Source organism: Paenibacillus sp. J2R1T-4 (genome assembly GCF_059692235.1).
In genome coordinates this window covers 1-22,558 of sequence record NZ_JCAUBA010000011.1, presented here as the reverse complement: position 1 = coordinate 22,558, position 22,558 = coordinate 1, and the positions used below count along the sequence as shown (strand labels likewise).

Sequence of the window (22,558 nt, the reverse complement as noted above, 5' to 3'; positions counted from 1 at the left end):
GGGAGCCTTCGATCTTAATCCGATTACTCTACAGGGGCCCTGACAATTTTGAGGGTGCTAATCATTCCACCATCGTTTGAAATCATTCCACCAGGACTTCGAATCTTTCTTGCCATTCTGCGTATCGCCGGTAGGCTGTACAGGCTGTCCGGAGCAAGATTCTGTTGGTTCTGTACCTTTGACGAATACTTCCAGACGCGAGTTCGTGCAACTGTTCGTGGCCAACTTCCCAGTGACATTGTCGATATACACGCTGACGACATTATCAGGCATCGGGAACAGCTTCGGCGGGATCGACTCCAGCACTTGCTCGGTGAACTCTGCGAATATGGGAGCAGCTTGGTAGGAATCGATCGGGCTAATAGCACGATCACGATCATAACCGACCCATACCGCCGTAGCGAGCTCGGGTGTATACCCGACCATCCAGGCATCGGTATTGGTCGATCCTGTCTTGCCTGCTACCGGCCGCTTCAGCGTCGAGGTAACACGGTTCGCAGTACCGCCTTCGGCGAATACGCTCTGCATCAAGCTCGTCAAGACGTACGTGTACGCGGGATCCGCGACCTGCTCTCGGATCGGCTTCGCTTCATAGATTGTCTTGCCGTTAGGTGTTTCGATCCGAGTAATGGCCGTCGGTTCGATGCGCATCCCTTGGTTAGCCAACACCCCATAAGCGGAAGCCATCTCCAGCGGACTTACCGGGAAAGTTCCAAGCGCTAATGACGGCAACGGCTCCAGAGGGCTCGTGATGCCTAAGCGGTGTGCCGTATCGATGACTTTGTCTGCTCCCACCTGCAGGATCGATTGTACGGCATAGATGTTGTCCGACTTGGAGATCGCTTCGCGCAGATCAATTTCTGCATTCGGATACTTGTTAGCAAAATTGCTAGGTGTATAGGTCTTCCGCCCTTCATCGTAAGTAAATACAGTGGGTTCACTTTTATAACGAGTTGACGGTGAGAATCCCGGCTGCTGCAAGGCAGTCAAATAGACGAAGGGCTTGAAGGCCGATCCAGGCTGACGGCTCCCCGAGACGGCTCGATTGAACTGATTCTCAGGATAGGACTTCCCTCCAACCATTGCTTTGATGTACCCTGTACGCGGATCTATGGCTACTAAAGCGCTCTGAAGGTCTTCATTCCCTTCCATGTGCTTGGACACAATCTGCTCCGCGATTTGCTGTGCCTTGAGATCCAAGGTCGTATAAATGCGCAGCCCGCCCTCGTCGAACTCCTGCTCACTAATTCCTAGCTTATCAACTGCTATAGATCGAATATAATCCTGAAAGTAAGGTGCCGCGTTGACGGGGGTGCGATTCTCACGCGGTTGGTAGACGAGCTTCTCCAGCTTGGCTTGACGGGCTTCCAACTCGGTAATATGGCCGTTTCGGACCATGGCATCGAGGATCAGCTCCTGCCGCTCCTTGGCGCTTTCTGCATCCAGGTATGGGGAATAATACTTGGGCCCTTTTGGAACACCTGCTAATAAGGCGCTCTCGGCTAACGTCAACTCACTTGCATTTTTGTGAAAATACATCATCGCTGCCGTCTGAATCCCGTAGGTGGAATGGCCGTAATAGATCTGATTGAGATACTGCTCCAGAATCTGATCCTTGCTAAGCTGCAGCTCCAGCTGGGTTGCATACATAGCTTCCTTGATCTTCCGCGTCCATGTCCGGTCATGCGATAAATATAAATTGCGAGCGAGCTGCTGAGTTAATGTGCTGGCCCCCTGAACCTTCTCCATATGCTCCAGATTGACAAGCGAAGCTCGGGCAATACCGCGGAAATCCAATCCGTAGTGATCATAGAAGCGTTCATCCTCGATGGATAATGTCGCTTTCACCAGATAAGGAGATATTTTGGATAAGGGAACAAAATCCCGGTTCTGTCCAGGTGAAGAGGATACCAAGGCTTCCCCGCGTATGTCATAGAGCTGCAGATTTTGCAGCGTTGTACTTACAGGCAAAGCTTGAGACCGCAAATATAACAATAGACCGACCAGACCGATAGCTCCGATCATGGTGAGAGAGAAGGCAACTGAGAACAGCTTGCGAAATAGACGGCGCGGTTTAGGTTTCTTGGCAGCTCTCGATTCAACTCTGGACATGCCAGCCACTCCTTTGCAAAAGACTACTACTAGTATGGAAAAGAGTGGTAAGCAATATTCAACAGGAATTTTGTTTTTTGGACATTATTTCGCATTTGGAGAAAGGGTTGGAGGGGAATATAGGGGAAAGCATTGCAATTTAACATCGTTTTTATATAATACAAATTGTGTGTGCCTTGTGGTACAATAAAGGAAGTTTGGCAGCGCCTGCATAATAGAATCATGTAGAAAGAAGGAATGGACATGGAATTGTGGTACACAGAGAAACAAACGGAAAACTTCGGAATAACAGCTCAAATCAAAGAAACCCTCGTGACCGAAAAGACGGAGTTTCAAGATTTGGCCATTATCGATACGATAGAATTTGGACGTATGCTTGTGCTTGACGGCATGGTTATGACTACTGTGCGTGATGAATTTGTTTATCATGAAATGGTAGCACATCCAGCTTTATTCACTCACCCTAATCCTAAGCATGTGCTTATTGTAGGCGGCGGAGACGGCGGCGTAGTGCGGGAAGTGCTGAAGCACCAATCGGTTGAGAAAGCCGTCCTTGTTGATATTGACGGTAAAGTGATTGAGTATTCGAAGAAATATTTGCCTGAGATTGCGGGTGAGCTGGACAACCCTCGCGTAGAAGTCATCGTAAATGATGGTTACATGCATATCCATGACTATAAGGATACATATGACGTCATTATGGTGGATTCCACTGAACCTGTAGGGCCTGCTGTTGAGCTGTTCTCACGCGGATTCTATCAAGCGATCCATGAGGCGCTGAAGGAAGACGGCATCTTTGTAGCCCAGACGGACAACCCTTGGTTCAAGGCTGATCTGATTCAGAGCGTGAATCGCGATGTTCGGGAGATCTTCCCGATCGTTCGCGTGTATTGTGCGAATATCCCAACCTATCCAAGCGGGCTGTGGACATTCACGATGGGCAGCAAGAAGGCTGATCCATTAGCAGTAGATGAAGCTAACATTCCGGAGCTCGACACGAAGTACTACTCTCCGCGTCTGCACAAAGCAGCTTTCGTTTTACCTAAGTTCGTTGAAGATCTTTGTAAATAATTGCACAAATAAAGGGCATCCGTGAGGATGCCCTTTGTTATGCGATAAGATTTACGGTTTTAAATTATTGTTGGGATTTCCGTCAGGATTGCTTCGGTCATAGCCATTCCCATCGGCACCGTCCCGGTAGTAGCCTTCTACATAAGTTCCATCAGCACGGTAGTACCCTTCGACGTAGTGCGGTTCTACATGATGCACACCAGGCTCGGAGGCAGCCGTTGCTTCATTTGCTGTAGAATCCTCTAGTTGCACGTTTGGAGCAGGAGCTGGTTCAGCCATTTCTCCGCCTTCTGAAGCATATGCAGCATCAGGTCCGTCTACCAAATCGACGATTCCCACCGCAATTACACCCACAGCTGCTGTAAATATAAGCCCTTTGGCACCGTTTTTCAGCCGTTCACTGTCGTCATTTGCAATTCCTTTCACTACATCGGTCCCGTTCTCTACTACATTTACGACCATATGCCCGATGCCTTTTGCAGTTGATGATACAGCGCCGCCTATATCGCCCAGGCCTTCACTCATTTTTTGTTCGTTCTGAGTTACGATCCCTGCGGTCACATCCCAAGCACCACTAGCTAAGTCCCCAGCCGTTTTTCCGGCAAACTTCGTAGCATTTTCGACGCCATCACCAATTTCTTTAATAAATTTGCTTCCCGTAACCTCACCTACAACTCGGACAGTTCCACCTAGGACACCACCCACAACTTCACCTGCGAAATTCCCTAATCCTTTAAGAAAGCCCACGGTATCGCCTCCGATATTTGGAAATAATGTCCTATATGGAATATATATTACATAGGTATTTTTACCCAGTCAATCCTTTTCGGGTATGAGCTATTGTCGAATAAGCTTGCATGCAATTGAATTTGCTTCCGCTATCATATACACTTATCGTATTCAATAGACGGGAGAATGCGGCACATGAGCGCTGTAAAGAAACCGGTGCGTATCCGAATCGAGAGCAGCGGCGGGGGCCAGTCGTCGAAGCAGCAAACCGAGGGCGAATTATACGAAACTGCGACCGGATCGAGTTATGTAAGATATGTGGAACCTGAGCAGACGAACGGGTTAACGACCACTACCGTGAAGTGGAACGAGAGCGAAATCAAGATTATCCGACACGGAGGGACGAAATCCGACCTCACCTTCATTAAAGGGGCCAGAATGTCGGGGAGTTATTGGCTTCCCAAGTCTTCAGATTCTGCGGATAGCAGGGATCCGTTAGTACTCACCGGGCGGAATGATCCTACGGATGGCCGCATGCTATTGGAAAGTGTAACCCGTGCCATATCACGTAAGACGTTAAAGGACGGTTACTCCCTTAAGTGGAGCTATGAGTTATACTCGGATGGGCAATTCATTGGTGTGTACAAGCTTCGGCTTGATATTCATGTGATAAGTTAAATGAGGCGCATTTGCTTCGCAAATGCTTAAAAATATTCATACGAGAAGAAGAGAGGATTACATAATGAGCAGCAGTACAGTAGAACAAATTAAATCCCAATTGAAAGAAGCCATCGCAGCAGCAGTAACAGCAACCGGTTTGGTTGAAGCGGCTGATTTGCCGGATTTCGTGCTTGAAGTGCCAAGGGAGAAGGTTCACGGCGATTTCTCGACCAACATAGCGATGCAATTAACGCGCATCGCGAAGAAGAACCCGAAGCTGATCGCAGAAGCCATCGTGGAGCAACTTAACCAAGTAGAGGCCGGGATTTCCAGGATGGAGATTGCGGGTCCTGGTTTCATTAACTTCTACATGAATAAGCAGTATTTATATCCCATCGTGAATGACGTGTTAACGGGACAAGATGACTTCGGCCGTGTCAATATCGGCGGGCAGCGCAAAATCCAGGTTGAATTCGTCAGTGCTAACCCGACGGGCAGTCTCCATCTGGGACATGCTCGTGGAGCAGCGGTTGGGGATGCGCTCTGTAATGTGCTCGATTTTGCCGGTTACCAGGTAAGTCGGGAGTATTACATTAACGATGCCGGCAATCAAGTGGATAACTTGGCCAAATCCATTGAAGCGCGTTATCTCCAAGCGCTTGGGCAGGACGCGGCGATGCCGGAGGATGGATACTACGGAGAAGATATCAAAGGCTTCGCGCAGGAGCTTGCCAAGCAAGAAGGCGATCGCCTGCTGGCTATGCCTGAGGCAGAACGGCGCGCTTATTTCAAAACATACGGGCTCGATAAGGAATTGCAGAAGCTCAAGAGGGATCTGGAGCGGTTCGGCGTTTCATTCGATTCCTGGTACAGTGAGACATCGCTGTATGAGAATGGCATGATTGATCCTGTGTTGGACATTTTGAGAAAAGCGGGTCACATCTACGAAGAGGAAGGTGCGACTTGGTTGCGCACTACACCGCTAGGCGATGACAAGGACCGCGTGCTTATCAAGAATGACGGGAGCTACACTTATTTAACTCCTGATATAGCGTACCACCGAACGAAGTTCGAACGCGGCTTCGATGAGTTGATTAACATATGGGGAGCCGACCATCATGGCTATATCCCGAGGGTAAAGGCTGCTATGGCTGCTCTCGGATTCGATCCTGCCAAGTTGACCGTATTGATTGCTCAAATGGTGAGCTTGTTCCAGAACGGGGAGAAGGTCAAGATGTCCAAGCGGACCGGTAAAGCGGTCACGATGGAAGACTTGATGGACGAAGTCGGGGTTGACCCGATCCGATATTTCTTCACGATGCGCAGCACAGACTCCCATCTGGATTTTGATATGGATCTCGCGATATCCAAATCCAACGAGAATCCAGTATTCTATGTACAGTATGCGCATGCGCGCATTTGCAGTATATTCCGCCAGGCTGAGGAGAAAGGGATCCGAATGCGTCCGATCGGCGAGATCGACTTATCTACCTTGCAGACCGAAGCCGAATTCGACCTGCTGCGCAAGATGGGCGACCTGCCGGAGGAAGTGGCTCAAGCTGCCCAGCAGCACGCGCCGCACCGATTGATTCGCTACGTGTATGAATTGGCTTCCCAGTTCCATAGCTATTACAAGGCGGAGTATGTAATCACGGAGAACGCCGAACTGACGCAAGCGCGTCTTGCACTGGCTGCGGCGCTTAGAATCGTCATCCGAAACGTGTTGAAGCTTGTAGGGGTATCCGCGCCTGAGAGCATGTAAACGTTCGTCCCGCATAACAAAAGCCGTAACCTTTAAGTAGGTTGCGGCTTCAATACTTTAAGCACACGCACAGCGTCGATCTCTCCGCAGCTGCTGGGCTCCTTAGCACGGAATCCTGTGATCGGATTTGACGATTTGCGCAGCAGCGCTTTGATCTCCTTGGGGTTCAGATCAGGCTTCAGCGTCAGCATGAGGGCGATCACGCCGCTGACATGCGATGTGGCCATAGATGTTCCGCTCAGCTCCATATATTTGCGCTCTAGCCAAGTGGAATGGATCTTGTCGCCGGGTGCATATATATCGATCGCTTTGCCCCGATTGCTGAATGGAGCTATCCGTTTATGTCTTGTTGTGGCTCCGACCGCAATCGTCTGTGCGAAACGAGCCGGATAATCAATCTGTGAACGCCTCCCATCATTACCCGAGGAGGCTACCACAGAGATGCCTGCGGCAAAGGCGTTCCGCACGGCATCATGCAGCGATTTGCTGCGGTTACGCATGCCGAAGCTCATGTTGATAATGTGCATGCGGTTGTGAACACACCAATCAATTCCGAGAATGATGTCAGATACGAATGCCGTTCCATTTTGATCGAACGCTTTGACTGGATGAATCATCGCCATCGGGGCAACGCCGACCAAGCCGGAATAGGAATTGGAGGCGGCAATCGTTCCGGAAATATGCGTGCCGTGGCCATTGTCGTCGGACGGAAGACTGCCTTTTTTTATGAGATTGACGCCTCGAGAGATGCGGCCGCGAAGGTCCGGATGCATATAGTCGATCCCAGTATCGATGACCCCGATTTTAATGCGGCTGCCTTTGGCATGACTCCAGGATTCTGGAGCTTTGATTTGGCGAACTCCCCAGGGGACGGTGGAGGTTTCCTCAATAATGCCGCCGGATTTCTGAGAGACGAGTCGCGCGATTGGAGCGTGGACCTGAAGAAGAACGTCTTCTTCAATGAATCGGATACCGGGATGTTTGTCTAAGTCTTCAACAGACGATAACGTGCAGGAGATGGCATGAATAAGTTGAATCGGCTGGATGGGCGGAAGTGCGTTTAATGACGGCCCCGAGCTGCTCCAACTGCAAATAAAATGAAGATAGTCAGCTTTGGTTTTGAAATGGATGATGTGTTTTTTTGCAGGTTCCGTAGAAGGTACGGGGGGGACTTGCAGCAAGCGCAATAAGGCCGCATCGTTCAACTAGAATTCCTCCCGGGCACGTCATATGCTTTCTTGCGCTATCATATGTGCGCTGTGCATAGCCCGACTGAGATGAGTGCCTTTTTTCGCGTAAATGGGCAATTTGAAGTGTCAAGGTAACCAAAGTTCCATAGAATGGATGGAGAGTTCATTTCGGGCTCTTGATACGGAAGCAGGGTGGTGGCCGGCAATCGTCCACCAAGATGCGGATACAGTCGATGCGGGAGCCTTAGGGGGCTTCCGTTTTTTTTATCACTGGATAATTGTAATTTTTTAAGGCTAGTTGCATTTTTATAAAAAATAGGTTTTACTTAATGAAGATATTGGGTATTTTAGAAGGATAGGCACCCATAATGTAGATTAATGAATTGTTGAAGGGACGTGTGTAGCCCAATGAGCAGCACATATACGCTAAAGATTTCTGCTGAACAGGCTAAAGAAATGCCGATGGTTGACCTTGCATTTGAGGTGCTAAAAGCGTCCAATACCCCGTTTTATTACCGGGATCTGATGCAAGAAATTGCTAAACTGAAAGATTTGTCCGATGACGGAGTCATGCAGGTAATTGCGCAATTATATACGGAAATTAACATTGACGGTCGATTCGCATGCGTAGGGACGAATTTATGGGGCCTTAAGCGGTGGTACCCAGTTGATAAGTCCGACGACGGAGTCAACAGCGCCAAACATCCGCGTATTATTAACGATGAAGACGATGACGACGACGATTACTATCCGGAAGAGGAAGAAACGTATACAGAAGAAGAAAGTGAGTATACGAGCCTTGATGGTGAGCCGGCAGAGGAAGAAGAAGATTTCTTCGAAGCTGAAGTCGATGAGGAGCCGATCGAAGGCGAAGGTATTGAGGAAACAGATGAAGATATCGCTGGCATTGTCGAGGTCGACGAGGAAGACAGCGATTTTGACGACGATGAGGAAGACAGCGACGAAGACGACGATGAGGAAGACGATAAATAAGTAAGTCCAAGAGCATGCAGGTTCGCTTGACAGGCTCCTCTCAAATAGGTAAACTATTTTTTGGGCTAAAGTTTTAAAATCCGTTCATAACAGGATTATTATAGAAAGTGCCCCGTATTTACGGGTGTGCTTTTTATTTTTTTTTGTAGATAATATGATAAGGCGGGACAAGATCGATCGGAGGGTAATACACAGTGACTAAATATATTTTTGTAACGGGCGGGGTCGTATCGTCCTTGGGAAAGGGCATCACGGCGGCATCACTCGGCAGATTGTTGAAGAACAGGGGCTTGAAGGTTACGATTCAGAAGTTTGATCCCTATATTAATGTGGACCCAGGAACCATGAGTCCGTATCAGCATGGAGAAGTATTCGTAACGGACGATGGTGCAGAGACGGATCTGGACTTGGGGCATTATGAGCGTTTCATTGATATTAATTTGTCCAAAAGCAGTAACGTCACTACAGGTAAGATTTATTCTTCCGTACTTACCAAGGAACGCCGCGGTGATTATCTAGGCGGTACCGTTCAAGTTATTCCGCATATTACGAATGAGATCAAGGACCGTGTATTCCGCGCAGGACGGGAGACGCAATCCGATGTAGTGATCACTGAGATTGGCGGAACGGTTGGCGATATAGAGAGCTTGCCTTTCCTGGAAGCGATTCGGCAGATCAAGAGTGATATCGGCCGGGATAATGTGATGTATATTCATGTCACCCTCATCCCTTATTTGAAAGCTGCAGGCGAAGTGAAGACCAAGCCTACTCAGCATAGTGTAAAAGAACTCCGCAGTATCGGAATTCAGCCAAATGTAGTCGTGTGCCGTACCGAGTATCCGCTCTCGGAAGAGATGAAGCGGAAGCTGGCTTTGTTCTGTGATATTGATGCAAGTGCGGTCATAGAAAATCAGGATGCGGAGACTTTGTATGAAGTTCCGATGATGTTGCGTGATCAAGGCTTAGATGACATCGTAGTAAAGCATTTGAAATTGGATAACTATAGCCATCCTCCGGACATGCGTGAGTGGGAAAAGATGGTCCAACGTGTGAAGCAGCTTCAACACCAGACCGAAATTGCAATTGTTGGTAAATACGTTGCTCTGCATGATGCCTATTTAAGTATTGTGGAGTCATTAGGGCATGCGGGGATCGACTGCGACTCTAACGTTAATATTCGCTGGGTCAATGCAGAAGAGATCTACGATCACAATGTGGACGAGCTCCTTGGAGGCGTGCATGGGATCCTTGTGCCTGGGGGATTCGGAGATCGCGGTATCGAAGGGAAAATTTCGGCAATCCGCTATGCGCGTGAGCAAAAAATTCCATTCTTCGGCATATGTTTAGGTATGCAGGTAGCTGTTGTCGAATATGCTCGTTCTGTAGCTGGGTTGGATGGCGCGAACAGCTCAGAGATCCAACCGACTACACCTTATCCAATTATAGATCTTCTTCCTGAACAGAAAGAGATTGAGGATTTGGGCGGTACCATGAGACTTGGCTTGTATCCTTGCAAAATCGCTGAAGGTACCTTGGCTATGAAATGTTATGAAGATGAACTCGTATATGAACGACATCGGCATCGGTATGAGTTCAATAATGAATATCGGGATTTGATTGAATCAGTGGGATTAAAAATTTCAGGTACTTCCCCGGATGGAAGACTCGTGGAAGTAATTGAATTGCCGGATCATCCTTGGTTTCTGGCCGTTCAATTCCATCCTGAATTTACATCCAGACCGAATCGCCCGCAGCCGCTTTTCAAACATTTTGTACGCGCATCACTAGAGTATGGACAAACCGAAGCCTAAATTGTAAGAGACAATTCATAACTTTTTTTGTAAAACCTTCAAGGAATCTTCTTTGGCGGCAGGAAACTGAGAATTAGTATCGAATTATTTCCAATAGTAGTAGGAATAGGACAATGCTTGATTCTCGAGTTGGCTTTGAATAGGAGGGTTATCAGGTTGGAGAAGAGAAAAGTACTGATTGTCGATGATCAGAATGGCATCCGGGTGTTGCTGGTTGAAGTGTTCAGCTCCGAAGGTTATCAAACGTCTCAGGCTTCTAACGGGAAGCTCGCTTTAGAGATTGTTCGTAAGGACCCGCCTGATCTCGTTTTGCTGGATATGAAAATTCCAGGGATGGACGGACTCGATATCTTGAAGCATATCAAACAAATCAACCCTTCCATCAAAGTCATCATGATGACCGCATACGGAGAACTGGATATGATTAAGGAAGCAACGGATCTTGGGGCTTTGATGCATTTTACCAAGCCCTTCGATATTGATGACCTTAGGCAAGCTGTGAACAAGCAGCTGCGGAATCCTGATTCTCCCAAAATGGCGATTGGATCCTGAGTGAAATCAGGGTCCATTTTTCTTAAAATATCTGAAAGTACAAGGTCATCCTTTTCTAATATTTCTACGATAAATCGTTGCCGCTTATAAGGACGACTAAGTCCATTTTGCTGGTTACTCCCCTACTAATACAGAGCAGGCGTTACCATTGTGAAGAGGTTTGTGATATAATTACTGCGTGCTATGGCGACTAACCGAGCCCGGCTCCTTTTTGGATATCAGACAGCATAGGTTTTCCTATACGATCAACTGGTATTGTATACACAACGGTGCCGTCCCTGGTAAGGACGGTTAAGTCGTTTATGCTTGGGGTCGTACAAATAAATAGTAGGAGGATCCACCATGCCACTAGTTTCTATGAATGAATTTTTGCCAAAAGCCAAAGCGGGTAAGTTCGCTGTTGGTCAATTTAACATGAACAACCTTGAGTTTGCACAAGCCATTACAGATGCGGCGATCGAAGAGAAATCACCGTTCATTTTTGGTGTCAGCGAAGGCGCATTGAAGTACATGGGTTATGAATACACCGTTGCCATTGCTCAGGCTGCGGCTCAGAAGTCTGGACTTCCTATTGCCCTTCACCTCGATCATGGCAGCACATTCGAAGTTGCTATGAAATGTATCCGTGCGGGATTCAGCTCCGTTATGTTCGACGGTTCCCACTACTCGTTGGAGGAGAACATCCGTCTGACGAAAGAAGTAGTAAAAGCAGCCCATGCTATGGGGGTATCCGTTGAAGGTGAGCTTGGCACAATTGGCGGAGTAGAGGACGATATCAACGTCGACGAAGAGCATGCAAACCTGGCCAAACCGGAGGAAGCTATCCGCTTCTACGAAGAAACAGGAGTAGACTGCTTGGCTATCGCTGTAGGTACCGCTCACGGAATGTACAAAGGCGAAGTGAAGATCCATTACGATATCATTGAGCAAGTATCAAAGGCTATTCCAGTTCCGATTGTTCTTCACGGCGGTTCCGGCGTTCCGGATGAAGCGATTCGATTGGCTATTCAAGCGGGTGTTGGCAAGATCAACGTGAACACAGAGAATCAAGTGGCATGTACGGAAGCAATCCGTCAAGTATTGAGTCAAGACTCCAAGGTATACGATCCACGTAAATATTTAACCCCGGCTCGCAAAGCTATGGTAGAAGTAGTTCAAACAAAAATTCGTTTGTTCGGTAGCAGTAATCAGGCTTAAAGATAGGATGGGAGTTCGCCGTCTTAAGGCGGCGGATTTCTGTTTCTCTTCTTGGTGTCTTCTGGAGGGATAAGGACGGATGACGGGTAAATTATTGATTGCAGGGGGACGTCCGCTGCGAGGTACGATACAAATCAGTGGTGCAAAAAACAGTGCAGTGGCGCTAATTCCTGCAGCAATCTTGGCTGAGAGTACAGTTATTCTGGATAATCTCCCTAAGATAAGCGATGTGGGGATTTATACAGAGATACTATCAGATTTAGGTGCAGGTGTTCAGTGGGAAGGCGATCAGATGATCATTGATCCGAGCTCGCTTCGATCCATTCCAATGCCGAATGGCAATGTCAAAAAACTAAGAGCGTCCTACTATTTGATGGGTGCGATGCTGGGACGATTCGGCGAAGCTATAATAGGCTTGCCGGGTGGCTGTAATTTCGAGCCTCGACCGATTGATCAACATATTAAAGGTTTTGAAGCATTAGGTGCTGAGGTTTCCAACGAGAATGGAGCTATTCATATTCGTGCGAAAGCTCTGCGTGGAGCCAAGATTTATTTGGATGTAGTGAGTGTAGGCGCAACCATTAACATAATGTTAGCAGCTTCACGAGCCAAGGGTATTACTTTGATTGAAAATGCGGCCAAAGAGCCTGAAATCATAGATGTAGCCACACTTCTTACTGCTATGGGAGCAAAGATCAAAGGAGCCGGTACAGAGACAATACGGATCGAAGGCGTCGATGCCATGCATGGCTGCCGGCATTCGATTATTCCGGACCGGATCCAGGCGGGTTCCTACATGATCGCTGCTGCCGCGACTAGAGGTGATGTGCTTGTGGACAACGTCATTCCAAAGCATCTTGAGGCGGTAACCGCTAAGTTGCAAGAGATGGGCGTTCATATTTACGAGATGGATGAGTCTATTCGTGTTGTCGGACAGCCGGAGTATGAGAGTATTGATGTAAAAGCTCTTGTATATCCTGGATTTGCTACAGATCTGCAATCACCAATGACAAGTTTGCTAACACAAGCAAATGGTATAAGCATACTTAGCGACTATGTGTATAATAATCGATTCAAACATATTCCGGAATTAGTACGAATGGGTGCTAAGATCAAAGTTGAAGGACGTTCAGCCGTAATTGAAGGCGGACCGTTAAGCGCAGCAAAAGTGAAAGCGACCGACTTGCGAGCAGGAGCAGCCTTATTCATAGCAGCTTTAACCGTCCCGCAAGGTGTTACAGAGATTACTGGCACAGAGTACATCTATCGCGGTTATGAGAATTTGGTGGCGAATCTCAAAAATTTGGGTGCAGACATCTGGGAAGAAGAATAGCAGAGAATAGATTACGAACAAATCGGCAATGCTGATTTGATAGATAGCAGACATGAAAATTTAATAGTGTGGTGGTTAATAAAACAATGGATATGCAACTCTCGCAACTGGAAACGTTGAAGCTGACAGAATTGTACAAACTGGCCAAACAGCATCAGATTCAGTCTTACAGCCAGATGAAGAAGAAAGAACTGATTTTCGCCATCTTGAGAGCGCAAGCGGAGAAGGGCGGACTCATGTTCATGCAAGGTGTACTTGATGTACTCTCGGAAGGATACGGATTTTTACGTCCCATTAATTATTTGCCGAGCACAGAGGATATTTATATTTCCCAATCCCAGATTCGCAAATTCGATCTGAGATCCGGGGATATCGTATCCGGCAAATGTCGACCTCCCAAAGAAAATGAACGGTATTTTGGATTGCTTCAAGTTGAAGCTGTTAACGGTGAGAAGCCGGAAACCGCAGCAGAACGGCTCCACTTCCCAGCTCTTACCCCTCTCTATCCTCAAACGAGATTTGTTCTTGAGACTTCCCCAACGAATCTTTCCACAAGAATCATGGATTTGTTAAGCCCGGTAGGTATGGGACAGCGTGGATTAATTGTCGCACCGCCCAAGGCAGGGAAAACGTTGTTGCTTAAGGAAATTGCCAACAGTATCTCGAATAATTATCCCGAAGTTGAACTGTTTGTCTTACTGATTGATGAACGTCCGGAGGAAGTAACGGATATGCAACGATCTGTAAAAGCCGAGGTCGTAGCTTCTACATTCGACGAACTGCCGGAGAACCATATCAAGGTTGCGGAACTCGTGTTAGAGCGTGCTCAACGTCTAGTCGAGCATAAGAAGGATGTTGTGATTCTGCTAGACAGTATCACTCGTCTTGCACGCGCCTACAACCTGGTCATTCCTCCATCCGGCCGTACATTAACCGGGGGTATTGACCCTGCGGCGTTCCATCGTCCAAAGCGCTTCTTCGGTTCCGCTCGGAATATTGAAGAGGGCGGAAGTTTGACCATATTAGCAACTGCCTTGGTTGAAACGGGTTCGCGTATGGATGATGTAATTTATGAGGAATTTAAAGGTACAGGTAATTTGGAGCTTCACCTGGACCGTAAGCTTGCTGAGCGCCGTATATTCCCTGCTATCGACATTCGTCGTTCGGGTACAAGACGCGAAGAGATGCTTATGACCAAGGAAGAGCTGGATAAGATCTGGGCCATTCGCAAAAATATGAATGACTCTCACGAATTTACGGAATCGTTGATTAAGAAAATCGGGGAAGCGAAGACTAATCAGGAGTTCCTGGATGCTCTCGAAGTGAAGCCAGATCCGAAACGAGTCAAGCACCCGGCTTCTTAATCTGAGGTCATTCTAACTCTGTAAGTGAATAGGGGTGAAGCGCATGTATCTTGTATATGCGGACGCCAAAGGGAACGTCTTCGACCATCCCGAGTTATTGGGCTTAGGGCGGAGCGGGGATATGATTACGGAAATTCTGGAAGAGGAGCTTATTCCTCTGCCTGAAGGTGCTACAATGGTAAGCTTGCCTGACACCCGTCCCATTGGATGGGATGAGGAAGCCGGCCAGATGAAGCCGCTTGAAGACTGCTTAGCTGTAGGTGCTTTGCTGCCTCAAGGGTACACGCGATTGTTGTTGCCTGGGTATGCCAAGACGGACAAAACCAAGAAATTCCCTCTTTTTGGATATACGGCAGTTGTGTGGAAGGACGGGCAGTTTTTTGTCGCAGCCGAATCTACTGACGATCCAGAGCCTTGGAATCCACGCAATTGTGATGTAACGGAACTGGAGCAACAAGTTCAGCGTATCAATGAACAATATCCGGAGAATCGGTTATATCAGCATCTGACGAATTGCGCCTTGGAGTATGAATGTTTGACAGCATCGAACACGTTCTTAAATCGGTTGGAGGGCGCTGTTCCGGTCTCTTACTCTTGTAATGCGGGTTGCTTCGGGTGTATATCGGAACAACCGGATGACAGTGGATTCCCGGCGCCGCAGACTCGGATGAGCTTCAAACCGACTACGGATGAGATTGTAGAGGTTATGCTCGAGCACCTCCAAACACCGGACGGGATTATTAGCTTCGGACAAGGGTGCGAGGGAGAGCCTTCTACACAAGCAGCGCTTATTATACCTGCCATCAAGCGAGTACGGGAGCAGACGGCTAACGGGTATATTAACATCAATACAAATGCCGGTCTGACTGACCACATTCGCGGGATCGTTGATGCAGGACTTAATTTGATGAGGGTAAGCACAATCAGTGCTCTGGATGATCATTACAACGCTTATTACAAGCCTAGAGCCTACAACCTCGCCAATGTCGAGAAGTCGCTTAGATATGCTACAGATCACGGAGTATATACATCCATCAATTACTTAATTTTCCCTGGTGTCACGGATCGCGAGGAAGAAATTGAGGCTATGCTAGGATTTGTTCGCCGGACTGGACTTAAGTTGATTCAGATGAGGAATCTGAACATTGATCCAGAAAGTTATTTGGAGCTTATCCCTAAGCCGCAAGGTGAAATATACGGCATGAAGCAGATGCTGGACATCTACCGTGCTGAACTGCCGGATGTTGTAATTGGATCCTACACGCATATTCCGCCTATCAAATAAAAGTTGCGTGAGCCTGGACTGCGTGCTATAATCTCGTTATGTGTCTATATAACTCTGGTTCGACAAACAGATCCAGGGCGGAAAGAGGTGAAGTTCAATGAAAGCTAACACACATCCTAATTTCAACATTACTACGGTTACATGTGCTTGTGGTAACACGTTCGAGACCGGTTCCATCAAGCAGAATCTTCGTGTGGAAATTTGCTCGGCCTGCCACCCGCACTTCACAGGTAAGCAGAAGTTTATCGATGCTGGCGGTCGTGTTGATAAATTTAAGAAGAAATACGGCGTATAAGCAATTTCGCTGTTCTTGAGATTTCATAGCATATTTCAACCTCTCTTGGCCATCCTAATGGTAAAGGGAGGTTGTTTCTTTTATGTGGATGAAACGAATAGCTGCACTGAGCCTAATTGTCACGGCTGTATTTGCTGCAGAAGGATGCTCGAACTCTGCAACCGATCAGACAAAGACCTATAAAGAGGACGGCTACATGGGGATGTCGAATTCGAATCCTAATCTTCCCATTAACCCGACTTATCATGGTTATCAGCAAGATTCTAACATGATGAAGGACGCACTGAGCAAGATTTCGGGTATCCGTGATTCTCGGATTAATCTCAATGGATCGCATGCTACGATTAAGTTGTTCCTTCCTAAGGATGCGACCGACGCAGACATGGCGCGGATCAAGCAGGAAGCCGAGATCGAATTGACCAAAGCCGCGCCGCGCTACCAATATTATGTAAAAATGGCCAGATAGATTGCGTTTTTGAGCATGATCGGCTATACTTATTTTTGCCGTGCTAGATGGGGAGGTAGCGGTGCCCTGTAGCCCGCAATCCGCTGTAGCGGGGTTGAATTCCTGTTGGAGGTCTTGTCGATGTAAGGCCTGCCCTCTATACGTAGTGTTGACAGTCGGGTCCTCCGCAATGGACACCTGTGAATCCGGTCAGGTCCGGAAGGAAGCAGCCGTAAGCTGGATCGTTCATGTGCCGGGGGGTTGCCTAACTCGAGCTAACCGGTAGAGGTAACGCTTGGATCGCATTGATCAACATCAGGTGCACGGTACTTAACTTTATGGTTACACAGAATACACTGGATAGGGGCGACCCGATCGGTGTTTTTTTTGTGTTATGGTAAAAAAGGGAAAACGCGGATCACATCGAATTGTATATTTATGGATAGCCAGCCTATTCGTAAAGGTGGTCATAAATTGCTGCATAAAATCCATTTATCTGAAGAGGATTTGAATTTTTATTTGCATAAGTTATTTGCATACCCGGCCGTGTTAACAGATAGAAACGGGATTATTTTGAATAGCAATGCTATGTTTACAAGTGTCACAGGAGCCATGGGGGCGAAAGGGATGTCGGTGAATCCGTTTTTTCCCAATGACCCGGTAGAATCCAGCTTGATCGATTGGAATGAGGGGGAGAGGTTACAGAGCTCTTCAACATATGTTGCGGTTCGAGGAGCGGATGGCACTGAATCCCGGATGCATCGAAGTATACATAGGGTTGAAGCTTATGGACAAGAGAATTGGTTGATGATCTTGCGTGATCACAGGGTTGGCGGATTGAGCCTTCTTCAGCAATTTGCAGGGATGTTCATCAAGGATGTTAACCTGGGTGTGCTGCTAATTGACAACAAGTTTACGCTCGTGGATATTAGCGATACAGCATGCCGTATTCTGGGGGTGCACAAAGATTCGGCATTGAACCGTTCCGTTGATGATGTGTTTCGTGTAGTGCCAGAGGAACATCGGCTTGTCCGGCGGAATGTGCTAGATGGTGTTGTTGTGCGCAATTATGCGGTTAGCTGGACCAATAACGCCGAGCGTTATGAGCTGTTGATGGATTCTAATCTGATCAAAGATCCGGATGGCCAAATCGTCGGAGCGTATGTCATTTTCAAAGATGTTACGAACCTTCGTTCCTTAGAGCAGCAGGTGCAGCGAAGCGATCGATTAGCTATGATTGGTCAGATTGCAGCAGGTACCGCCCATGAGATCCGGAACCCCCTTACCTCGATCAAAGGTTTTTTGCAAGTGCTTCAACGGACGTTCGTCCATACGGGGATGGAAAAGGAGCATGGCTTCACGGAATTGATGCTGACAGAGATAGACCGTATTAACGAGCTTGTGAATGAGTTTCTGCTCCTGAGCAAGCCGAGGCATGTTTCTTATGACAAGACGGACATGTCAGGCGTTATACGGGATGTACTGCCGATTATTAACAACCAAGCAGTTCTTCATAATGTAACCATTCGATACCAATCCGTGTACCAGATGCCCAAGGTGATTGCAGATCAAGGACTGCTCAAGCAAGTATTTATTAATTTGTGCAAGAATGGAATTGAAGCCATGGTGACAGGAGGGACATTGACGCTAACAGAGCGTGTTGACGCTGCTGAACAGAAAGTGAGTGTCGATATTCATGACGCAGGTCCAGGGATTCCGGCATTTTTAATTGATAAAATATTCGATCCTTTTTTCACTACCAAAGATAGCGGAACAGGTCTCGGGTTGTCTGTTTGTCAAAGAATCATTCACGATATTGGCGGCAGCATAAGGGTGTCTTCGAAGGGGTTCGGTACGACTTTTACAGTGAGTATGCCCTATATTCGAGAATAAGGGACATGTGAAGTTGGCCGTTGGTCAAGCTTCCCGAGATATAGTATAATGTAGTTGCTTTAAAATGATAGTGATGATCGGGGAATCTTTATGGCGCACATCGCTTTATACCGCACCTGGAGACCGCAAGCATTCCGGGAATTAGTCGGGCAGCAGCACATTACCCAGACGCTTCAGAATGCCTTAAGGGAAGGCCGTATGTCGCATGCCTATCTTTTCAATGGCCCGAGGGGCACGGGAAAGACAAGCGCTGCCAAGATATTGGCCAAAGCGGTCAACTGTGAGAATGGACCGAACGAGGAGCCTTGTAACGAATGCTCTGCCTGTCGGAGAATTACGGACGGGGCTGTTATGGACGTCGTTGAGATTGATGCTGCTTCCAATCGGGGAGTAGAGGAAATTCGCGACATTCGAGATAAGGCGAAATACGCGCCTACTGAAGTCAGACAAAAAGTTTATATTATTGATGAAGTGCATATGCTTACAACCGAGGCATTCAACGCCTTATTGAAAACGTTGGAGGAACCTCCCGGCCACGTCATGTTCATCTTGGCAACCACGGAGCCGCACCGGTTGCCGGCAACCATTTTATCGCGATGCCAACGTTTTGATTTCCGCCGAGTGTCTCTGGAAGAGCAAATATCCAGAATCAATTACATTTGCGGACAAGAAGGGGTAACGGCTGAACCGGAAGCGGTTCAATACATCGCTAGACTGTCGGATGGCGGCATGAGGGACGCGCTCAGTGTTCTGGATCAGATCATTGCCTATACAGGGAATGAGATTAAGTACGAAGCGGTCCTTGCTATAACAGGCGGGATTGGGGCCGAACAGTTCGGCAGACTGGCTGCTGCAATAGCTGCACAGGATATAGCGGATTGTTTGGGACAGATCGAAGCTTTCATGCACGAAGGGCGGAGTGCCGAGAAATGCATGGAGAATCTAATCTTATATTTCCGTGATGTTCTGATGCTTAAGCTGGTGCCGGGAGCACAAGGGATGACAGACCGAATTCTTGATGCTAACCAGGCAGGGCAGTGGATGAATCGGTTCTCAGCGGAGCAATTATTCACAATGATTGATGTGCTGAATCGCTATCAGTCGGAGATGAAATATTCTGCCCAGCCCCAGACTATGCTGGAAGTAGCGGTTATGAAGATCTGTACAACTGCGGGCGTAGAAGAGGAGGGCAGCAAGGGTGCGGATGCTGGCAAGGCTGCCCCTTCTAGTGCGGGTGTGGGTTCAGATCGCACACCAGCAGGCGAGCTTGCTGCGCTTCGACAAAAGGTGGATATGCTAGAACGCCAATTAACCAAGCTAGCGCAATCGGGTACGGTTGCAGCCGGTGGAGGGGCCGGAGCAGCTCAGGCAGCCAAAGCCTCAGAAAGTGGCAGGCCTTCGTCCAGTTCTCGCGCTGGCACCTCTGGAGGCGGTGTGAAGTCATCCGTCAAAGTAGATGCTTTTCTTTCGCAGACCGAATCCGATTCCTTTAGGCAGGCGTTATCCAAGTGGAGTCAAGTGCTTCAGCAGGTGAAAGAGCGAAGGATTACCATTCATGCCTGGCTTGTGGATGGGGAATTGGTATCTGCAACTGGAGACGCGGTGCTTCTTGCTTTTAAGAGCGGGATGCATCGCGATACGACGGAGAAACCGGCGCATAAGGAAATTATTGAGTCGGTGATCAGTGAGGTGCTTGGAACACAAACGAAGCTGACTACCATCATGATGAAGGATTGGAAGGATGCTCGCGCTGTTGCTCAAGAACCGGCCGAAGAGCTTCGGATGGAAGCGGAAGCCGCGGACGGGGCACCTGCTAAGGCCAAGGAAGAATGGATCGAGGAAGCGGTGCAGCTGTTCGGGGAAGAGTTGGTTGTCATTAAGGATTGATAAAACTTTGACCACCGTTAGAATACCATAACTTTTGAGAAGGATGGGTGTATGTCTATGAATAACATGCAGCAAATTATGAAACAAGCTAAGAAAATGCAAGAACAGATGCTAAAAGCGCAAGAAGAGCTGGCGAACAAAGTGGTTGAAGGCTCTTCCGGCGGTGGAGTTGTTACCGTTACAGCTACAGGCCAACGTAAAATTACGAACATCGTTATCAAACCGGAAGCAGTAGATCCGGACGATGTTGAAATGCTTCAAGATCTTGTTCTGACAGCGATTAATGACGCTCTTGCTAAGGCAGAAGAGTTGGCTGAGAAGGATATGGGAAAATACACAGGCGGAATGAAGATGCCTGGTTTGTTCTAGAGTAACGACTTTTAACTGCGAAGGGGCTAATGCTTTGTATTACCCGGAACCTATTGCTAAACTGATAGATGCTTTCACCCGGTTGCCGGGCGTCGGTCCTAAGACAGCGGGTAGACTCGCCTTTCACGTCCTGAGGATGAAGGAAGAAGATGTGCTTGATTTTGCCAAATCACTTGTTAGTGTAAAGCGCAATCTGCACTATTGTTCCGTTTGCTGTAATATAACCGATGTCGACCCTTGCCGAATTTGTCAGGACAGAAGCCGTGATGCTTCGATCATCTGTGTGGTGCAGGAGCCCAAAGACCTTGTAGCCCTGGAGCGAATGAGAGAATTTCAGGGGTACTATCACGTCCTGCATGGTGCTATATCTCCTATGGAGGGGATTGGACCAGATGAGATTAGAATGGCGGAGCTGCTGAAACGGCTCGGAGACGACCAGGTGCAGGAACTGATTCTGGCAACGAATCCGAATTTGGAAGGGGAAGCCACGGCAATGTATTTATCGCGGCTGGTTAAGCCGTTCGGGATTAAGGTGACCCGAATTGCACATGGACTCCCTGTGGGCGGCGATTTGGAATATGCAGATGAAGTGACACTCTCCAAAGCTTTAGAAGGAAGACGGGAGCTTTTCTGATTATAGGAACATAGAACTCTGTTTAACCGTTTGGTTGATGCGGTTATAGCAGGGTTCTTTTTGTTGTTCTAACTTTCTCCCACTCCCATATTTATAGAAATGAGCGATCATTCATAGATTAGGGAGTGGAGATATGGGGTTATTTACATTTTGGAGGGGTATATTTGGACGTCGAGTAGAGGAGGATGTTCTAATGCCGGACAAGCAAAGGTTGATGGAAGAGGTGCGAATAGCTTTACAGGATTGGAAGAATGCTCAGTACCAGTTCAACTATGCACAAGGACAGGATGAGATTGATTATGCCATATATGCTATGGAAGCGGCAGAGAAGAAGTATGAAATGTTGCTCAGGAAAGCTAAATTTATGAAGCTTCATGTGCTGACTGTTGGATATCCGAAAGCGGCGGAGGGATAGCATGGATCTGTTCATACTCCTATTATTCTTAGTCTCTGCTATTCTCTTGGCGGTGTTGGTGCTGCGTAATAAGCATGCGAGAAACTGGGTTGCCTATGCTATGCTGCATGTTGTTGTTGCGGCGTTTCTACTCTATTTTTTGAATTTGCTTAGCGTTTATACGGGATTCCGAATCCCGATTAATCTGCCTACAGTGACCTCGGTTGTGGTCTTAGGTGTGCCTGGGTTGTTGATGCTGGTAGGATTAAAATTAACGGTTGTATAAGGGACGCGGCAGAGAATGAAGTCAGGTAGAAATTGTAATTTGACTTCTTCTCTTATTTCGTGGTAGATTAATGTTCTGCCCGAGAGCGATGCTAGTGAATATGAAAAATAGTTCTTGCAATCGAGTAGGCGAATGTGGTATATTAATCAGGTCGCTGTTCGGAAGGTTCTCACCGGAAGACAGCAAGATTGTTCCTTGAAAACTGAACAACGAACGTGCAAGTTTTAACGGCCATATGGCCAAAAACAAGCTAGACTCGTTTTAAGAGCAAGTCAAATTTCTACCTTTATGGAGAG

The 22,558-nt window shown here is 47.6% G+C and carries 21 protein-coding genes and 1 other RNA gene; 19 read left to right on the top strand and 3 right to left on the bottom strand.

Features of this window, described 5'->3' with window-relative positions; genetic code table 11:
- Positions 1-57: 57 nt before the first annotated feature.
- A complete protein-coding gene (locus tag AC58QD_RS18540) occupies positions 58-2,112 on the bottom strand; it encodes a transglycosylase domain-containing protein (RefSeq protein ID WP_497335944.1) in 2,055 nt (684 codons plus the stop codon).
- Positions 2,113-2,355: 243 nt separating this feature from the next.
- On the opposite strand from AC58QD_RS18540, the gene speE reads away from it, so the two are divergent.
- The gene (gene speE, locus AC58QD_RS18535; protein WP_497335942.1) at positions 2,356-3,183 is read left to right on the top strand and encodes a polyamine aminopropyltransferase; all 828 of its coding nucleotides are present in this window, start codon (positions 2,356-2,358) and stop codon (positions 3,181-3,183) included.
- 51 nt (positions 3,184-3,234) lie between these two features.
- On the opposite strand, the gene AC58QD_RS18530 is transcribed toward speE, so the two are convergent.
- Positions 3,235-3,930, bottom strand: a complete 696-nt coding sequence (locus AC58QD_RS18530) for a hypothetical protein (protein ID WP_497335940.1) — start codon at positions 3,928-3,930, stop codon at positions 3,235-3,237.
- A gap of 177 nt (positions 3,931-4,107) precedes the next feature.
- On the opposite strand from AC58QD_RS18530, the gene AC58QD_RS18525 reads away from it, so the two are divergent.
- Both AC58QD_RS18525 and argS read left to right on the top strand, forming a co-directional pair.
- Positions 4,108-4,590, top strand: coding sequence for a YwiB family protein (locus AC58QD_RS18525; protein WP_497335938.1), 483 nt, complete (start codon positions 4,108-4,110; stop codon positions 4,588-4,590).
- A 64-nt stretch (positions 4,591-4,654) separates the two neighbouring features.
- Positions 4,655-6,334 carry an arginine--tRNA ligase gene (gene argS, locus AC58QD_RS18520; protein ID WP_497335936.1) on the top strand — a complete coding sequence of 560 codons (1,680 nt, stop codon included), beginning with the start codon at positions 4,655-4,657 and terminating at the stop codon, positions 6,332-6,334.
- Positions 6,335-6,366: 32 nt separating this feature from the next.
- Here argS and AC58QD_RS18515 read toward each other — a convergent pair whose 3' ends face one another.
- On the bottom strand, positions 6,367-7,539 hold the full coding sequence (locus AC58QD_RS18515) for a S8 family peptidase (protein WP_497335934.1): 1,173 nt from the start codon (positions 7,537-7,539) through the stop codon (positions 6,367-6,369).
- 393 nt (positions 7,540-7,932) lie between these two features.
- Here AC58QD_RS18515 and rpoE point away from each other — a divergent pair, with 393 nt between their 5' ends.
- The 16 genes from rpoE (at position 7,933) to AC58QD_RS18435 (ending at position 22,262) form a co-directional block, all read left to right on the top strand.
- On the top strand, positions 7,933-8,517 hold the full coding sequence (gene rpoE, locus AC58QD_RS18510) for a DNA-directed RNA polymerase subunit delta (RefSeq protein ID WP_497335932.1): 585 nt from the start codon (positions 7,933-7,935) through the stop codon (positions 8,515-8,517).
- Positions 8,518-8,711: 194 nt separating this feature from the next.
- Positions 8,712-10,328: a CTP synthase gene (gene pyrG, locus AC58QD_RS18505; RefSeq protein WP_497335930.1), complete on the top strand. Its 1,617-nt coding sequence runs from the start codon at positions 8,712-8,714 to the stop codon at positions 10,326-10,328.
- A gap of 156 nt (positions 10,329-10,484) precedes the next feature.
- A complete protein-coding gene (locus AC58QD_RS18500; RefSeq protein ID WP_497335928.1) occupies positions 10,485-10,880 on the top strand; it encodes a response regulator in 396 nt (131 codons plus the stop codon).
- A 342-nt stretch (positions 10,881-11,222) separates the two neighbouring features.
- Entirely contained in the window at positions 11,223-12,077 is an 855-nt protein-coding gene (gene fba, locus AC58QD_RS18495; RefSeq protein WP_497335926.1) for a class II fructose-1,6-bisphosphate aldolase, read from the top strand.
- 79 nt (positions 12,078-12,156) lie between these two features.
- Entirely contained in the window at positions 12,157-13,410 is a 1,254-nt protein-coding gene (gene murA / locus AC58QD_RS18490; protein ID WP_497335924.1) for a UDP-N-acetylglucosamine 1-carboxyvinyltransferase, read from the top strand.
- 86 nt (positions 13,411-13,496) lie between these two features.
- Positions 13,497-14,774 carry a transcription termination factor Rho gene (rho, locus tag AC58QD_RS18485; protein WP_497335922.1) on the top strand — a complete coding sequence of 426 codons (1,278 nt, stop codon included), beginning with the start codon at positions 13,497-13,499 and terminating at the stop codon, positions 14,772-14,774.
- Between the two features lie 43 nt (positions 14,775-14,817).
- On the top strand, positions 14,818-16,059 hold the full coding sequence (locus AC58QD_RS18480) for a radical SAM family protein (protein ID WP_497335920.1): 1,242 nt from the start codon (positions 14,818-14,820) through the stop codon (positions 16,057-16,059).
- Between the two features lie 97 nt (positions 16,060-16,156).
- A complete protein-coding gene (gene rpmE, locus AC58QD_RS18475; RefSeq protein ID WP_497335918.1) occupies positions 16,157-16,354 on the top strand; it encodes a 50S ribosomal protein L31 in 198 nt (65 codons plus the stop codon).
- 82 nt (positions 16,355-16,436) lie between these two features.
- Positions 16,437-16,820: a hypothetical protein gene (locus AC58QD_RS18470; RefSeq protein ID WP_497335916.1), complete on the top strand. Its 384-nt coding sequence runs from the start codon at positions 16,437-16,439 to the stop codon at positions 16,818-16,820.
- Positions 16,821-16,858: 38 nt separating this feature from the next.
- An RNA gene (gene ffs, locus AC58QD_RS18465) (signal recognition particle sRNA large type) lies at positions 16,859-17,126 on the top strand.
- 147 nt (positions 17,127-17,273) lie between these two features.
- Entirely contained in the window at positions 17,274-18,692 is a 1,419-nt protein-coding gene (locus AC58QD_RS18460; RefSeq protein ID WP_497335914.1) for an ATP-binding protein, read from the top strand.
- A 90-nt stretch (positions 18,693-18,782) separates the two neighbouring features.
- Positions 18,783-20,579, top strand: a complete 1,797-nt coding sequence (gene dnaX / locus AC58QD_RS18455) for a DNA polymerase III subunit gamma/tau (RefSeq protein WP_497335912.1) — start codon at positions 18,783-18,785, stop codon at positions 20,577-20,579.
- A 51-nt stretch (positions 20,580-20,630) separates the two neighbouring features.
- Positions 20,631-20,948: a YbaB/EbfC family nucleoid-associated protein gene (locus tag AC58QD_RS18450; protein WP_497335910.1), complete on the top strand. Its 318-nt coding sequence runs from the start codon at positions 20,631-20,633 to the stop codon at positions 20,946-20,948.
- Between the two features lie 34 nt (positions 20,949-20,982).
- Positions 20,983-21,582: a recombination mediator RecR gene (gene recR, locus AC58QD_RS18445; RefSeq protein ID WP_497335908.1), complete on the top strand. Its 600-nt coding sequence runs from the start codon at positions 20,983-20,985 to the stop codon at positions 21,580-21,582.
- 133 nt (positions 21,583-21,715) lie between these two features.
- A complete protein-coding gene (locus AC58QD_RS18440; RefSeq protein WP_497335906.1) occupies positions 21,716-21,997 on the top strand; it encodes a DUF2508 family protein in 282 nt (93 codons plus the stop codon).
- Between the two features lies 1 nt (position 21,998).
- Positions 21,999-22,262: a pro-sigmaK processing inhibitor BofA family protein gene (locus AC58QD_RS18435; RefSeq protein ID WP_497335904.1), complete on the top strand. Its 264-nt coding sequence runs from the start codon at positions 21,999-22,001 to the stop codon at positions 22,260-22,262.
- The last annotated feature ends 296 nt before the right edge of the window (positions 22,263-22,558 follow it).